This window comes from Caecibacteroides pullorum, from assembly GCF_019239235.1.
In the GTDB taxonomy this organism is placed as follows: domain Bacteria; phylum Bacteroidota; class Bacteroidia; order Bacteroidales; family Bacteroidaceae; genus Bacteroides; species Bacteroides pullorum.
This window is the reverse complement of sequence record NZ_JAAZTS010000006.1, coordinates 123,295-138,481: the sequence shown is the minus strand read 5'-3', so window position 1 is coordinate 138,481 and position 15,187 is coordinate 123,295. Positions and strand designations below refer to the sequence as shown.

Annotated in this window: 10 protein-coding genes; 2 read left to right on the top strand and 8 right to left on the bottom strand. The window is 43.6% G+C overall.

Annotated features, from left to right (window positions below):
- Positions 1-5: 5 nt before the first annotated feature.
- The 8 genes from HF894_RS06535 to HF894_RS06500 form a co-directional block, all read right to left on the bottom strand.
- Positions 6-1,763: a sulfatase-like hydrolase/transferase gene (locus HF894_RS06535; RefSeq protein WP_204971497.1), complete on the bottom strand. Its 1,758-nt coding sequence runs from the start codon at positions 1,761-1,763 to the stop codon at positions 6-8.
- Between the two features lie 13 nt (positions 1,764-1,776).
- Positions 1,777-3,231 (bottom strand): arylsulfatase, encoded by a 1,455-nt coding sequence (locus HF894_RS06530; protein WP_021846823.1) that lies wholly within the window; start codon positions 3,229-3,231, stop codon positions 1,777-1,779.
- A gap of 4 nt (positions 3,232-3,235) precedes the next feature.
- Positions 3,236-4,639 carry a sulfatase-like hydrolase/transferase gene (locus HF894_RS06525; RefSeq protein WP_204971496.1) on the bottom strand — a complete coding sequence of 468 codons (1,404 nt, stop codon included), beginning with the start codon at positions 4,637-4,639 and terminating at the stop codon, positions 3,236-3,238.
- Between the two features lie 25 nt (positions 4,640-4,664).
- Complete coding sequence (locus tag HF894_RS06520) at positions 4,665-6,215, bottom strand: sulfatase family protein (protein WP_021846825.1); 1,551 nt, start codon at positions 6,213-6,215, stop codon at positions 4,665-4,667.
- Positions 6,216-6,221: 6 nt separating this feature from the next.
- On the bottom strand, positions 6,222-7,724 hold the full coding sequence (locus HF894_RS06515) for a sulfatase family protein (protein WP_204971495.1): 1,503 nt from the start codon (positions 7,722-7,724) through the stop codon (positions 6,222-6,224).
- A gap of 108 nt (positions 7,725-7,832) precedes the next feature.
- Positions 7,833-9,458 (bottom strand): RagB/SusD family nutrient uptake outer membrane protein, encoded by a 1,626-nt coding sequence (locus tag HF894_RS06510; RefSeq protein WP_204970357.1) that lies wholly within the window; start codon positions 9,456-9,458, stop codon positions 7,833-7,835.
- 15 nt (positions 9,459-9,473) lie between these two features.
- Entirely contained in the window at positions 9,474-12,884 is a 3,411-nt protein-coding gene (locus HF894_RS06505; protein WP_246593157.1) for a TonB-dependent receptor, read from the bottom strand.
- A gap of 147 nt (positions 12,885-13,031) precedes the next feature.
- Positions 13,032-14,105, bottom strand: a complete 1,074-nt coding sequence (locus tag HF894_RS06500) for a FecR domain-containing protein (RefSeq protein WP_204971494.1) — start codon at positions 14,103-14,105, stop codon at positions 13,032-13,034.
- A 183-nt stretch (positions 14,106-14,288) separates the two neighbouring features.
- On the opposite strand from HF894_RS06500, the gene HF894_RS06495 reads away from it, so the two are divergent.
- Positions 14,289-14,921 carry an RNA polymerase sigma factor gene (locus HF894_RS06495; protein ID WP_204970356.1) on the top strand — a complete coding sequence of 211 codons (633 nt, stop codon included), beginning with the start codon at positions 14,289-14,291 and terminating at the stop codon, positions 14,919-14,921.
- A 110-nt stretch (positions 14,922-15,031) separates the two neighbouring features.
- Positions 15,032-15,169 carry a hypothetical protein gene (locus tag HF894_RS06490; RefSeq protein ID WP_021846834.1) on the top strand — a complete coding sequence of 46 codons (138 nt, stop codon included), beginning with the start codon at positions 15,032-15,034 and terminating at the stop codon, positions 15,167-15,169.
- Positions 15,170-15,187: the final 18 nt, after the last annotated feature.

Genomic DNA, 15,187 nt, shown 5'->3' with positions numbered 1-15,187 from the left:
CCATATCATTCAATACAGACAACTTTTTCAGGTGTCCCCTCTGCACGCTTCCATACCCCATTCATTGCATCGTTCAAAACCTTTCCTTGTAATCGGCTCATTGCAACGACAGCCCTGCTTGCAACATATGCCACTTCATCCTGAATCAGACGAGACAATTGGAGTGAAGCAAAAACAGCTCGATCTCCCCAGGAAGCACAAACTGTAGCCCCCCAATAGCGTTCTATCGGGTCTTCTGACTCCAATGCACGCCGTACTTTTTTACGTACAGTCGTATTCTCGCTATCACATAGCTCCAAATCCGCAATATCCAGATAACGACGGATAGACGACCGATGGCGTGATCCATACAACGAGGGATTGTTCTTCCCCTCCTCCAGCCACACACATTCCGGGAACACACCCAAATCGGACTTTTCAACCATAAGCTCCCGCAGTACCTTTCTCATTTCCAGCAGTATTTCTTTATACATCGGCTGTCTCGCCAAATTATTCGTCTCATATGGATCTTTAGACAGGTCATACAATTCTTCCGCTCCTTGAGGAAGGAAAAAACGACTTTGCACTGTATTCAACTCACCGTTTACATACAAACGCTTCCACTCTCTAAAGGCAGCCTGCTTGTACCGGTAAGCTGCATAAAGGGATTTGGGATGATAAGGCTGAAAGTTCCGGGAATATTTGAAACGTCCTTTACGGATTGTACGATTAAACGCATACAGTTCGTCAAATCTGTCACCGTAGCCAAATACTTCATTCCGTCCATTAAGGTTATCCAATGAAATATCGTCTCCCAGGAAAGGAATTCCATCCATCCCCTCGGGCACATCAATACCCGCCAGACGTAACAATGTCGGACCGAAGTCTACAAAGCTGACCATACCATCCACTCTCGTACCCACCTGCAGAGGAAGCTTGTCTCGCCACCGTTCAGGGATATACACGACTAAAGGTACACGCAATCCCGTTTCGGTTGTATACCCCTTGGAACCAGGTAGTGCGCCACCATTATCTCCAAAATAAAAAATAAAAGTATTGTCAAGCTCCCCATCCTCTTCCAGCATGGCTATGAGCCGTCCCAATTCCGCATCCGACTCACTGATCCGATTATAAAAAGAGGCATAAGTATAGCGGAACAATTCCGTATCAGGATGGTTGGGATGGATATAAATCGAGTCCAGCCATGTAGCAAAGTGTGATTCATGCATCTTTTCCTCCGAGAAATGCAAACTGCTTTCATGAGTCACCGCACAAGTACGTACATGAAAAAACGGCATGTCCTTATCCGGCCTCATCCGCCAAGCCCCAATCTTACCGGATACAATATTCCACGCTTCTTTATCCAAAAAGCAGTTATAATCTGTTTTTGCAGCATTGGACGTATGATATCCGGCAGCTCGCAAGTAATACGGGAACATATGCAACCCTTCCGGCATAGGAACCTCTTCCATCTTCCGGTGCAAATGAACACCTATACGAGGAGCATAACACCCCGTAATCAACGTAGAACGTGCTGCCGAGCTGACAGGCGCGTTGCTGTATGCGTTATTGAACACAAGACCTCCACGCGCCAACTCTTTCACGTGGGGAGTAACAGCACCGAACCGTCCCTCATTATAGATATCCAGAAAATAGCTGGAAACATCTTCCGTCATAAACCAGACAAAGTTGGGACGTACAGACTTTATTTCTTGAGCTACAACAGGATTTATACCCCCCAAGACCGAGAGAAACATGACATCAGACACAATCCTTCTTTTCATTTCCAAATCCTTCTCATCTATTTTTTAGATTCGTATTCGTATCTTTCATCCGCACTTCCACTCCATTAGCCCGACATGCCTTTTCCAAATCAAACAGCGGTTTGTTATCTTTATCCCAATAAGGATTCGGCTCGTGCGAACGCATCATCATGCCTTTGATAGAGTCTACGACTGCGGGATAATCAGCAGCCACATTCCGAGTTTCACGTTCATCATTTTCCACATCATAAAGCTCCACGCTCAACCCCTTGCGCATATCTCTAACAACTCCTTTCCATTGTTTATATCTCACAGCACATTGTGGACGCCCTTCATATAATTCCCAGTACAGATAATCATGCTGATGTTGCCTGTCAAATTGCCCCAACAAGGTCGGCAGGAAAGAGATACCATCCGTTTCACCCCGAACAGGTTCGCCTGTCAGTTCCGACAAGGTAGGCAGCACGTCCCAAAAAGCCGAGATATGATCAGTAGCAGTACCAGAAGGTACAGTTCCCGGCCAATAGGCAAAAGTCGGTGAACGCACTCCTCCTTCATACAAACTCCGTTTTTTGTCACGCAGCTCACCAGATGTCCGGAAGAACTCAAAAGAACCGAACTGCCCATGTGCCCCATTATCACTGCTAAAAATAATCAATGTATTTTCATCCAGCTTCAACTCCTCCAACAAAGAGACCAAACGTCCCACATCCTTATCCAAACGTGAAGTCATGGCCGCATGAATTTTCATGTTCTCCGGCCAGTCCCGATCTTTATATTGCGCCAAGTCCGGTACCTGATATTTCACGTGAGGAATCGTATAAGCCAGGTACAGAAAGAACGGTCGTTCTTGATTCTCCTTAATAAAGCGAAAAGCTTCTTCCGTAAACAAATCATGACTGTAATCCTTACAAATACCCTGTCTGTTCAACTGCACCTTCTCACCGTTCTTCCACAAATAACTGGGATAGTAATCATGGGCATGTACCTGATCAGTATAACCGAAAAAATAATCAAAACCTTGTCTATTCGGATTACCCGAGTTCGAGAATGCTCCCAAGCCCCATTTTCCTATACATGCTGTTTTGTATCCGGCTCTTTGCATCAGTTTCCCAATCGTTTCGCTTCCTTCTAGCAATGGAACCTGACCATCAGGATACCCTGGACTGTTGGCCCGAATCAGTGCATGCCCCGGATGTCTGCCAGTCAATAACACACACCGAGAAGGAGCACTTACTGCATTCCCGCAATAATGATTCGAAAAAATCATTCCTTGAGAAGCCAGACGGTCAAGTTCAGGGGTCTCAATTTTTTCTTGACCGTTATAGCCCACTTCCCCATAACCCAAGTCATCACATAAAATATAGATAACATTGGGCTTGAAGGAAAATACTGAACCTTGCGCACAAAGTTCTCCAGAAAGCACTATACTGCCTATCCCCCATCCCAAGTAAACCGTCTTCTTGACCAATGATTGATATTTGTTCATAAATTCATTTCTTTCCTTTTGTTTTCTGCAAATCACGGGCTGTTTTTATCTCATTGTGCATCAACTGCCTGTGGTAACCGTTTGTAATTTCAGCCCATCCTTCTTCTATCCACAACGGAGCGACACATTCTTCGCGTTCCCATCGGGCAAGTTTCATATATAACCGATGAAAAACTTCCGGTTTTGCTTCCTTTATGTCTACTTGCTCCTGCATGTCCTTCCGTACGTCGTACAAAACAGAATCCACTCCCTGCGTAACAATCAGTTTATAATCGCCACAACGAATGGCACGGGTATCCATTTTACGCCAATACAATTCCTCATGAGGATTCCCCTTCTTTTTACCTGAAACATAAGGAAGAAGCGACACACCGTCCAATGGTTTCTTCGTTTTCCGAATACCAGCCGCTGCTACTGCAGTTGCAAAAATATCCAAGGAGGAAACAAGACCGTCATATTGCCCCGGCAAAACAGATCCCTGTCTCCATACCATAAAGAACGGAACACGATGGCCACCTTCAAACTTGTTACCTTTAAACCCCTTCAACGGATGGTTGGACGACTGATTGTTAGTAGCCCCACCATTGTCGCTCAGAAAGAAAATAAGCGTGTTGTCATATTTGCCTGATTCTTTCAGTGCACGAACTACACAGCCTATTCCTCTGTCCAGTGCATGAGTCATCGCAGCCAGTTTCTGTCGGGGATGCCCCTCAAACAACGCCATATCTTCCTGCGTAGCCTGCATGGGGGTATGTACGGCATTATAGGCCAAATACATCATAAAAGGCTCTTTCGTTTCTTTAATGAAGTCCACGGCCTTGCACGAAAAAACATCCGTCAGGTAGCCATCAAATTTCACCTGATCTTCATTCAGAAGCAGGTTCCGCCCATCTCCAGGCTTATCGCTTTGGGTTTCATCATAGAAATATCCCCGCGACCCAGCTTTCATACCATAAAACAAATCAAATCCCCGTCTGTTGGGATGTTGCTCGTCGCGGCTTCCCAAATGCCACTTACCGATAGCAACTGTGTGATAACCTGCTTCCTTAAATATCTCTCCCAAGGTCTGTTCATCCAAAGGGAGTCCGTCCGTGCTATGATCAGGATTACATTCATAGCCGAAACGATGTCCGTAACGGCCGGTCATCAGACAAGCACGTGAAGGACTACTCACCGTTGCGGCTACATGTCCATCGGTAAATATCACTCCGTCTGCCGCCAACGCATCAATATTGGGAGTACGTAAATCAGGAGATCCCATAAAGCCGAAGTCGTTGTAGCCGGCGTCATCCAACAGGATAATCAATACATTGGGACGGTCTGACCGACCGTCCCAAGCATCAGCTTGCTGCCCCATGGTTACCAAACCCGAAAACAGCAACAAACTCTTTTTACCTAAGATTTTCATACATCTAATCCATTACAACCACAAGTCAATACACCCACTCCTCCCGGAAGCCTTTCTGTTTTTCCTGCTCCAAGATCTGCTTCATTTCCTTGACTTTATCCGGATACTTCTTCGCCACATTCTGCTTCTCACCCACATCTTCATGCAAGTTATAGAGCTGTTCATCCTCCGAATTGCCCAGTTCTGTATTCGTCAGTTTATTATAGGCCGGTCCTTTGTTCGGTGTAATATATTTCCATTCACCATCGCTAATGGAAAGCGAACCGGATGCTTCAATAACATAATCGCGTCCCATCTTGTCTTCACCAGTCAAGGTTGCCAAATAGTTCTGACTATCCATTCCTGCCGCTTCACCCATATCTTGTCCGGTCAGTTTTTCCATCGAACCAAACATGTCGATATGCGAAAACAATGCGTCCGAAATACCTGGCTTAACCACAGCAGGCCAATGTACGATAAACGGTACGCGTGTTCCAGCCTCAAAATTACTGTATTTGCCTCCACGAAACTCACCCCATGGACGATGGTCACCCAACAATTCAACAGCTTTGTCGGCATATCCGTCATCTACCACCGGACCGTTGTCACTGGTCAGCACAATCAGAGTATTGTCCAAAATACCGGCCTTCTCCAATGCCTCCACAATCATACCGACTGTCCAGTCGAACTGAAGAATGGCATCGCCACGATAACCCATTCCACTCTTGTCACGGAAACGTTCGTGCGGATAGCGAGGCACGTGTATGTCGTTCGTACCGACATACAAAAAGAAAGGTTTCTCCTTTTGCCGTTCAATGAACTGTACAGCCTTGGCAGCAATCGTATCAGCAATGTTTTCATCCTCCCAAAGAGCCTTTCCACCTCCTTTCATGTAACCGATGCGTGATATACCGTTGACGATGGCCATATCATGACCATGGTTAGGCGACGGTTTCAGTTTGGTCAACATTTCCGGATGGTCCTTTCCCAAAGGTTCACCGGGGAAAGGGGTCTTATAGCTAACCTGAATCGGAGCCTCAGGATCGTAGTTTGCCACCCGTTGGTTTTCCATCCACACACAAGGTACACGGTCGCCCGTAGCCGCCATCAAATAAGAATAATCGAAACCCAAATCCTGAGGTCCCGGAGAAACAAAGCCATTCCAGTCCTGTGTACCAGCCTTGTCACCCAATCCCAGATGCCACTTTCCGATAGCTCCCGTCGTATAACCCGCCGCCTTAAATATATCGGCCACAGTGGTCTGCTCCGGACGAATCACCATACCCGCATCACCAGTCGCGATACCCGTATCATTTCTCCTCCAACTATAATGTCCCGTAAAAAGAGAATAGCGGGAAGGCGTACTGGTAGAAGCTACCGCATGCGCATCTGTAAAGCGCAGACCTTCAGCCGACAATCGATCCACATTCGGTGTCTGAACACGTTTCGCACCATAACAACTCAAATCTCCGTAACCCAAATCATCGGCTACAATGAAAATCACATTCGGTTGTTTTACTTCTTCCTGTTGCTTACTGCCGCAAGCAGAGAGCAGGGAAGTACTGACTCCCAAGCCCACTAAAAGTTTTGTTTTCATATAACATTATTTGGTTTGTTTGTTGACATTCTTCTTATAATCCCGTTCTACATATTTCTGCAGTTGAGTTACCTTCTCAGGATAAGCATTCGTCAAATCGTGCAATTCGGAAGGGTCCCTATCCAAATCGTAGAGTTCGGCTCCCCGATTCTGGGTGGCAGGAATGAATTTCCAGTTATCCTTGCGGATAGCGATTTGTCCGCCGTTGTTTTGAATCATGACATATTCCCTATAGGGGCCAGCATCTCTCTTCAGAAACAAATCAGAAGCATCCTTACTGTCGTTGGCCTCTTCTGGAGCAATGGGCAGTTCCAACAACCCTGCAAACGTAGACAACATATCCAGATAAGTAAAACATTCCTTCTGAACGAAAGGTTTCCTGATCCGTTCCGGCCAAGAGAAAATAAACGGCACACGAGTACCGGCTTCGTACAAAGAATACTTCTGTCCGCGCAACCCGCCGTAAGGATCATGTCCGTTCATGTTTTCCAGCGCACCATCCTTATATCCTTCCTTAATCATCGGCCCATTATCACTGGAAATGACAACAAGCGTATTGTCGTAAAGGTTATTTTCTTTCAATGTTTTCACCAACTCCCCCACACAATAATCAAACTCTTCAATCACGTCTCCATAAATTCCTGCAGCCGACTTTCCCCGGAAAGCTTCCGATGGTACCCGCGGTTCGTGCGCATTGTGTGGCGCATAATATAGGAAGAAAGGTTCGCCGGCATGCTCTTGTACAAACGCTTTGGCTCTCTCCAACAATACAAAGGCCATCTCTTCGTCTTTCCATCGCGCCTTCTCTCCTCCCGCCATCCAGCCAATACGGCTGATGCCGTTCACAATCGTGGCGTCATGGCCAAGGTGAGGTTTCAGCTTCAGCAGTTCGGGATGTTCATGCCCGGTAGGATCGTCTCCCACCTTCCTGCGATAAGAAACCGTTATCGGATCAACGGATTCCAACCCCACTACACGAGTATTTTCAATGTATACACAAGGGACACGATCGTTCGTAGCCGGGAAATAATAGGCATAATCAAATCCTACGGCCAATGGACCTGCCTGAATGTCCTCATTGAAATCGACTGGTGTCCCCTTTTCTCCCAATCCTAAATGCCATTTACCCACCAGCCCTGTCCGATAACCATGTTTTTTCAAAAAGCCCGGTAGTGTCATCCTTGCCGGATCTATGCTCAATGGAGCATCTGCAGGCAAGATACCAACGTTCTTGCGCCAAGCATATTCTCCTGTAAGTAAAGCATAACGGGACGGCGAGGAAGTAGAAGCAGGTGCATACGCGTAAGTAAAACGTACCCCTTCTGCCGCCAACTGATCTACAGCAGGAGTCTTTATCCGAGTCGCACCATAACAGCCAAAATCTGTATAACCGATATCATCGGCCAAGATAAAAATCACATTAGGCATTTGCCTGTCTTGTGCATACAAAGCATCAGATAACAGCGGAAAAGCCAAAAGGGAAAGATAAAAAGGAATGGCATGTTTCATGGTAACTACAATTATAGAGAAGCCCGAGGATTCCGTATAAAACCGACAAAACGAATGATTTGTCGAACGAAATCCTCAGGTTTTGTTTGTAACAACGATTACTTTACTTCATCGTAAGTTTGGATTGATATTTTTCTCTGCCAATGGTATGGGCCAAACTTCTTGTCCTCTAACAAACGAACGCGTATTTACATACCAGCGACTATACAAATCTGGTTGTCCATCTTTCATTTGCATCAAACTTTGATCTGAGACATAGAAAGGAGACCCATAGATAGGTTCATTTAATTTTTCTTCTGCAATTCCCCAACGGAACAAATCCCATAATCTCCATCCCTCAAAAGCCAATTCAATCATACGTTCTTTTTGAATCAACTCAAATAACTTCTGTGGATCTTTTTCCGTAAGAGGAGGCATATTTACGCTAGAACGACCACGAACCTCATTTATTGTTTGATCTAAAAGTGTTTGGGTAATCGTTGATCCACCGCGTACTTTTGCTTCCAAATACATTAATAACACATCGGCATAACGAGCCAATGGAACATTTGTTCCACAAGAATTGATGTCACCACTCCATGTCTCATCTAAATATTTCCGGAGAAGATACCCAGTTTGAGTTGTTTGCCCCGGACCTATTTTATCAGCAACAGTCGCCTCTGGATTACAATTATATACAGTTCCTTTGAAGGTTGCACCATCATAATAAAGTGTATAATCCAAACGAGGATCTCTGTTAGCCCCAAAATTATTTTTATCAAAACGAGGATCTTCATAACTAAAAGGAGTACCATCCACAAAATCATACGCTTCAAATAAAGCATTAGATATATTTACCAAACACCAACCGCCATCTTTAATTGGGTATGCATGCTGTGGCAAGCCATGACCTGCCAAATCATCGACAAATTGAGTAGCAAAAATATGTTCACTACTTTCTTCGCCTGTTTGATAGAACAATCCTTGATAGTCTGGATCAATCTGATTATCTCCCCATTCAATAATTTGTCCGCAAGCAATCGCAGCATTTTCAAAATCCTCCATAATCAGATATGTACGGGCAAGATAAACCAATGCAGCCTGTGCCGTAGCACGTCCCAACTCATTTTTAGGAAGATCTTTCTGTCTAGGTAAAATATTTGCAACATCTTTTAACTCATCAGCTGCATATTGAAGTACTTCCATACGGGAAGACTTCTTTACACTATTAGCCTCGTCCAAAGACAATGTTTTAGTCACAAGCGGTACATCGTGATAATAAGAAGCCAGATAAAAGTATTGTACAGCACGAATAAATCGAGCTTCAGCTTCCATTCTCTCCATTTCGTCTGTCTTCTCAGCGATAGCATTTAAACCATCCAAAAAACGACAACAAGCACTAATGCGCCGATAAGGCTTCTGATATAAATTCTGAACCCATAAATTTGTTTCTGTAATCGTTCCTGACGTTAATTGTCCCAAAGCATTAGTAAAACCTCGGCGATCATAACCAATATCCGAAACACCATCCAGCAAAATTGTAGCAGAATAGGCCCACCAATCGGAAACATTATAATCAACTCCCAATGTAATGCCTCCACGATACAATCCTGTCAATGCAAGTTCTACATTAGCCTCATCATCATAAAAAGTATCCTCACTGAAACTTGTTAATGGATAACGGTCCATATCACAGCTGTTCAATAATAGCAAGGAAGCAGCTGCAAGCCCCATCTGTTTATATATTTTTTTCATAATACAATCTCCCTTCTAAAATTTAAGATTCAAACCGAATGTAAAATTACGTAATATTGGATAAAACTGTCCACTTGTACTTATCTCCGGATCCCACCCATCTGGGAACTTATGGAAAGTATACGGATTTTCAGAAGCAATATACATCCTCAAATTGGAAATACCCAAATTCTTCAACCATTCTTTAGGGAAAGTATAGCCCAACTGAACATTCTTGATTCGTAAATAAGATGCATTACGTATCCAAAAATCGGATACCTGAGTATTATGTCCCGATGAATTTCCTAAATTCTCCAATCTGGGGTATTTTGCATAACGATCCGGATTACTAGGATCAAAAGCCTCTTCCATCTGCCATTTCTGAACATTCCCCTCTGCAAAGAAAGCCCAACCAGCATAATCACTTAACAACCCTTTTACACCTGCTATTCCTTGCAAGAAAAGGCTAAGATCAAATCCCTTATAGGCAGCATTCAATGACAGGCCAAACGTATATTTGGGAATTTGAGAGCCTAAATAAACCCGATCATACGTCGCGTCTACTTTTCCATCAGGAACACCATCCGGACCGGAAATATCAACATAACGAATATCACCAGGCTTTGTATTGGCCTGATTTCTTCCAAAAGAAGACTGGTCTGTATGGGCAAACCAGGCGTCAATATCTTTCTGATCTGTAAAAACGCCATCTGTTACATATCCATAATACATCTGCATTGGATAACCGACAAAAAGGCTGGAACCATCACCCACCATTCCATTAGGCTGATTAACATTTCCAACTCCTAAAGATTTTACCTCATTATTTATAATACTGAAGTTTGCATTCACACTGTAACTAAAATCACCAATAGTGTTTCGATGTCCAAATTCAAATTCCCAACCATGATTCAATGCTTCGCCAGTATTCACTTCACTCATATCCAAACCAAATACAGAAGAAGCACTGGCATTCGGCTTATACAAAATATCATAAGTATATCTATGAAAATATGTAATATTTGCACTGAGCAAACCTCCCCACATAACCGATTCAAAACCCGCATCTATAGTACGAGTAGTTTCCCATTTAAGGTTTGGATCAGTATAGGTTGTCAATTGAGCTCCTTGCTGAATAACTCCTCCAAAAGGATAGTTATAATTATTTCCCAATACATAAGTCGACTGGTAAGCATAGTTTCCAATATTATTGTTTCCTAAAATACCAACAGACGTTTTTAACTTCAAATTATCAATAAAAGACAGATTCTCATTTTCTTTAAAAAAGTCCTCTTCAGAAATACGCCATCCTAACGCTCCTGACGGGAAGAATGCAAAACGAGAGTCCTTGGGGAATCGAGAAGAACCATCATAACGCATCGTTACCTCTGCCAAATAACGCTCTCTAAAGTTATATTGAGCACGTCCAAATATTGATTGAATAACCCAATCACTCCCACCTCCGGAATTTGTTTGAACATCGGGTGAACCAACGGTTAAATATGGATAACTATTATTCGGAAAATTTTGACGTCCAGCACTAATATCCCGAGTCTTTTCATCTTCCCAAGAATAGCCAAGCAACAAATCAATATTATGCTTATCTACAAACGATTTTGTATAATTAGCTGTTGCTTGAAACGATTTATATTCCGTATTTGTATTGCTTTCATTTAATGATGATGGTCCCAAGGTAGTTATAACTCCATCTATATTTACCGGCAAAGTTGCTTTATATGCCTTACTTTGAGAATTACTAAAATTATATGCACCAGTAGCAGAAAGTTTCAGGCCTTCAATAGGCATATAATCCAGACTTACCGACGTATTCAAACGCATAACAGGACTTTCTGAAAAAGACTCCGACTCAATCCAAGCTTTTGGCGTACCAAAATTCTTTACGCCAGGTCCCCAGGTCCCATCACTCAATACAGAAGGACGATATCCAGGGAAACGAAGACCTTGTTGAATCAAAAGCATCATGCCATCACCATCAATTGCACCCGCAGTTCCCGGTTCTTTAGTATTAGCACGATCACCACGTAAGCGGATACTCAACTTCAGATTCTTGGCTAAAAGAGAGGTAAGATTCACACGGGCTGTATAACGAGAGTAATTATTCTTGGGAATAATACCATTTTGACTTAAATAACCAAAAGAAGCAAAATACTGGTTACGTTCATTTCCTCCATTAATTGAAAAATCATGCCCTGTTTGGAATCCATTTCCCGAGAAAATATCATCTACAAAATGTTCATTAGCCCAACGATCCGGTTGACTTCCGTCACGCATTGCCTGTATTTCTTCATTTGTAAAACGAGTTATTCCTTCTGCTTCATTCAACAAACGCGCATAATCCCATGTATCAACATATTCCGGCAATTCTGTCGCACGATTAAATCCAACATATCCATTATAAGAGATTTGCACCTTCTGTTCTTTACCCATTTTTGTTGTAACCAAAACAACACCATTTGCTGCACGGGCACCATATATAGCCGCTGTAGAAGCATCTTTCAGAACTGAAATAGATTCTATATCATTAGGATTAATATCTGTCATATTTCCAGGAATACCATCAATAAGTACCAACGCATCAGGCGTAGCTCCAAAAGATCCAACCCCTCGCACTCGTATTGTACCAGTATTAACACCAGGACGACCTCCAGGCTGTGTAATCGTAACACCCGGCATTTGTCCCGTCAATGCAGATACGACTGAAGATGTTGCACGGTTTTCAAGTTTTTCCGCATCTACCATCGCTATCGAACCTATGACATTGACTTTCTTTTGTGTACCATAACCCACAACTACCACTTCGTCCAACGCTTTGGAATCTTCAAAAAGCTGAATCACATAATTGGTTGCATCACCAACAACCAGTTCCTTCGTCACATAACCCAAATAGGAAATTTTCAATTTTGCACCTTGCGGAACATCAAGGGTAAAACGCCCCTCCAAATCAGTAATAACACCATTTGTACTACCGATTACCAACACATTAGCACCGATAATGGGCTCTTGGCTTGTTCCATCAGTCACAATTCCGCTGATTTTCTTAGAATTGCCAGTCTGTAAAAAAGAATTCTCTTTTTCATCCGCTGCTTTCAACAAAATCTGTCTATCATTAATTTCGTATGTCACTGCTGTACCTGCCAATATTTGATCCAAAATCTGGGAAATACTCTGTTTGTCAGCACTCACCGACACCCTCTTTGAAGCATCAAACAAATCGGAACGATACATAAAGATGAACTCACTCCGTTTCTCAATGGTTTGGAGTACGGTTTTAACAGTTACGTTCTTCAAATCAAATGTAAAAGTCTGTTTTTGCGCATATGCCAAATTACCGGCATAACTAAAAATTGTGGTTAATAAAAATCCCACTGCAAACATAAATTTCGTCAACCGAGACATCATGATTGCGTTTTTCATTCCTTTTTTCATAATATTTCTATACTGATTTAATTACCAACATTAGGTGTTCTTCACGGATCCAAACATATTCTCAATATTGTATGGATTTCTTTTTTTAAAAGATATACTCATAGGCAATACTTTAAAGTTAAACATCGGATTATTACTCTCGTTATTTTAATATCGGTCACTATTCTGAGAATACAAAATATAAGCATCCGACTGCTTCATACAAGAGAATCCTCCTGTAAGTGAAAGATTCCGAAGCGCTTCTTCCACTCCCTGCTGCAAATCAATTTTGCCGGCAATTCTTATATTTCTAATATTCTCCTCACAAGTGATCTTCACATCGTAATAGCGGCTCAAGTCATCTACGATATCTCCTATAGTACCGTTGTTCAATGGCAAAATCCCTTTGGTCCATAGAATATAGTCGGCTGCATCCACCGTTTCCGTATGTATGACTCCATTAGCTGATACAACCGCTTTCTTGTCGGGTATCAGTTTTACTTCAGCGCCAGAAACGCTTTTCACATTCACAGCCCCTCGAAGTAAAACAATTTCATCGCAACTATCTTCATTGCTATAAGCTCTGACATCGAAAGCAGTGCCCAACACTTCTACATCGAAATGCGCTGTCTTCACGACAAACGGTGCTGTTCCGTCACGGCGCACATCGATATAAATCTCACCATCCACAAAAATCTCACGCCGTTTTCTTTCAAATCGTTCAGGATAAACGACTTTAGTACCCGAATTTATGTACAATTCTGTCCCATCCGATAATATCAGCCTTCCCAAACGCCCTTTGGGTACAATAATCTGGTCATAGGGGCCATTTTGTATTTCATCACTTGAAAGCACATTCTCATCCACTTGGATACCGCCATTCTGTTGATAAGTCACCGTACCTCCGTCTTTCACCCGAAGCATCTGCCCAGGAGCGACTATCAGCTGGATTTCGTCTGCTTCCATCACCTTTTCCATCAAACAGGCCGCGACAACCGACAAATCGGGTTGCTGCTTCCGGTAATGTCCCGCTCCCAACCAAATGCAACCTGCCAGCAACGCTGCCGCCGACACACTGCTCCACACCATTATCCGACGTTTGCTGCGGCGGGCATCGATGCTGCGGTCAATCCGACGCCACAACTCATTCATCTCCTGTTGCGAGGAGGCATCTTCCTGAACCCGGAAGTAAGTTACCAGCCGGGACAGCACGCGCTTTATGTCACTTATCTTATATCTCATATCTCATAAATCAGCCCTTTGTATTTAAAAGAGCTTCGCACGAAAAACCTACTCACTTATCGGAAACTTTTTTTTCAGAAGAATAAAAAAAAGGCCGCAAGCATCTCCAAACACCCGCAATATTTCACTCCAACCTTGGACAAAACATAAAAAATAGCTTTATTTGCAAAAGGAATCCCAAAAATGAAAGACATAACAAGCATCGAACAGACAGACGACACCACCCTGTGGCATCTTCTGATCCAAGGAGACCGCAAGGCGCTGGAGGTAATCTACCAACGGTATTACGTCCTGCTGTTGAATTATGGCTTGAAATGTACTTCCGACCGCGAACTGATCAAAGACTGCATCCACGACCTCTTTGTCTACCTCTATCACAATACCCGCATCAGCATCGAAGGCATCACCGTACGGGCCTATCTGCTGAGAGCATTGAAGAACAGTCTGTTCAACAAGCTTGTCGGGCTGGAGCGGGAGAGGGATTCGCTGGATACCTCTTCGTTTGAGATACCGACCGACGAAGACCTCTTCGAACAGATGTTTCCGCAAAACGACCGGGACTTTGCACTGGCCCAATACTTGCTGAAAGCCATCGCGCAGCTGCCTCCACACCAGAAGACAGCCCTCTACCTGCGCTACGTCAAGGAGCTTTCGCACAAAGAAATAGCGGCCATCATGGAGATCAACGAACAGTCGTCCATGAATCTGACCAACCGCGCCCTGCTCAAGCTTCGTTCCCTGATGGGGAGAGACGGTATGACCTTGGGCGTATGCCAGACCATCCTCTTGCTGAAATCGTTCTGGGTTCTGGCCTAAAAGCATCGTAACAAACGAAAACAGGAACTTTCATCCGTTTCCCCTATAAGGAAACGAGCGTTCCCTCTATTAGGAAACAACAGTTCCCCTATGAGGAAACGGGAGTTACCATGCTTGGAAACGAGCGTTTCCGTGCGCTGGAAACGGGCGTTCCCTACGAAGGAAACGAGGACATCCGTGTATCTTGCCTGCCAAAAGAAAGCATGACACCTCGCTCTATCAAAAAAGAAAAGGCTGCATCAGGATGACAATTCATTCTGATGCAG

Excerpts from the sequence above, each read along its gene's own strand:
- HF894_RS06535 (WP_204971497.1), bottom strand. The coding sequence starts at position 1,763 with ATGAAAAGAAGGATTGTGTCTGATGTCATGTTTCTCTCGGTCTTGGGG.
- HF894_RS06530 (WP_021846823.1), bottom strand. The coding sequence starts at position 3,231 with ATGAACAAATATCAATCATTGGTCAAGAAGACGGTTTACTTGGGATGG.
- HF894_RS06525 (WP_204971496.1), bottom strand. The coding sequence starts at position 4,639 with ATGAAAATCTTAGGTAAAAAGAGTTTGTTGCTGTTTTCGGGTTTGGTA.
- HF894_RS06520 (WP_021846825.1), bottom strand. The coding sequence starts at position 6,215 with ATGAAAACAAAACTTTTAGTGGGCTTGGGAGTCAGTACTTCCCTGCTC.
- HF894_RS06515 (WP_204971495.1), bottom strand. The coding sequence starts at position 7,724 with ATGAAACATGCCATTCCTTTTTATCTTTCCCTTTTGGCTTTTCCGCTG.
- HF894_RS06510 (WP_204970357.1), bottom strand. The coding sequence starts at position 9,458 with ATGAAAAAAATATATAAACAGATGGGGCTTGCAGCTGCTTCCTTGCTA.
- HF894_RS06505 (WP_246593157.1), bottom strand. The coding sequence starts at position 12,884 with ATGAAAAAAGGAATGAAAAACGCAATCATGATGTCTCGGTTGACGAAA.
- HF894_RS06500 (WP_204971494.1), bottom strand. The coding sequence starts at position 14,105 with ATGAGATATAAGATAAGTGACATAAAGCGCGTGCTGTCCCGGCTGGTA.
- HF894_RS06495 (WP_204970356.1), top strand. The coding sequence starts at position 14,289 with ATGAAAGACATAACAAGCATCGAACAGACAGACGACACCACCCTGTGG.
- HF894_RS06490 (WP_021846834.1), top strand. The coding sequence starts at position 15,032 with ATGCTTGGAAACGAGCGTTTCCGTGCGCTGGAAACGGGCGTTCCCTAC.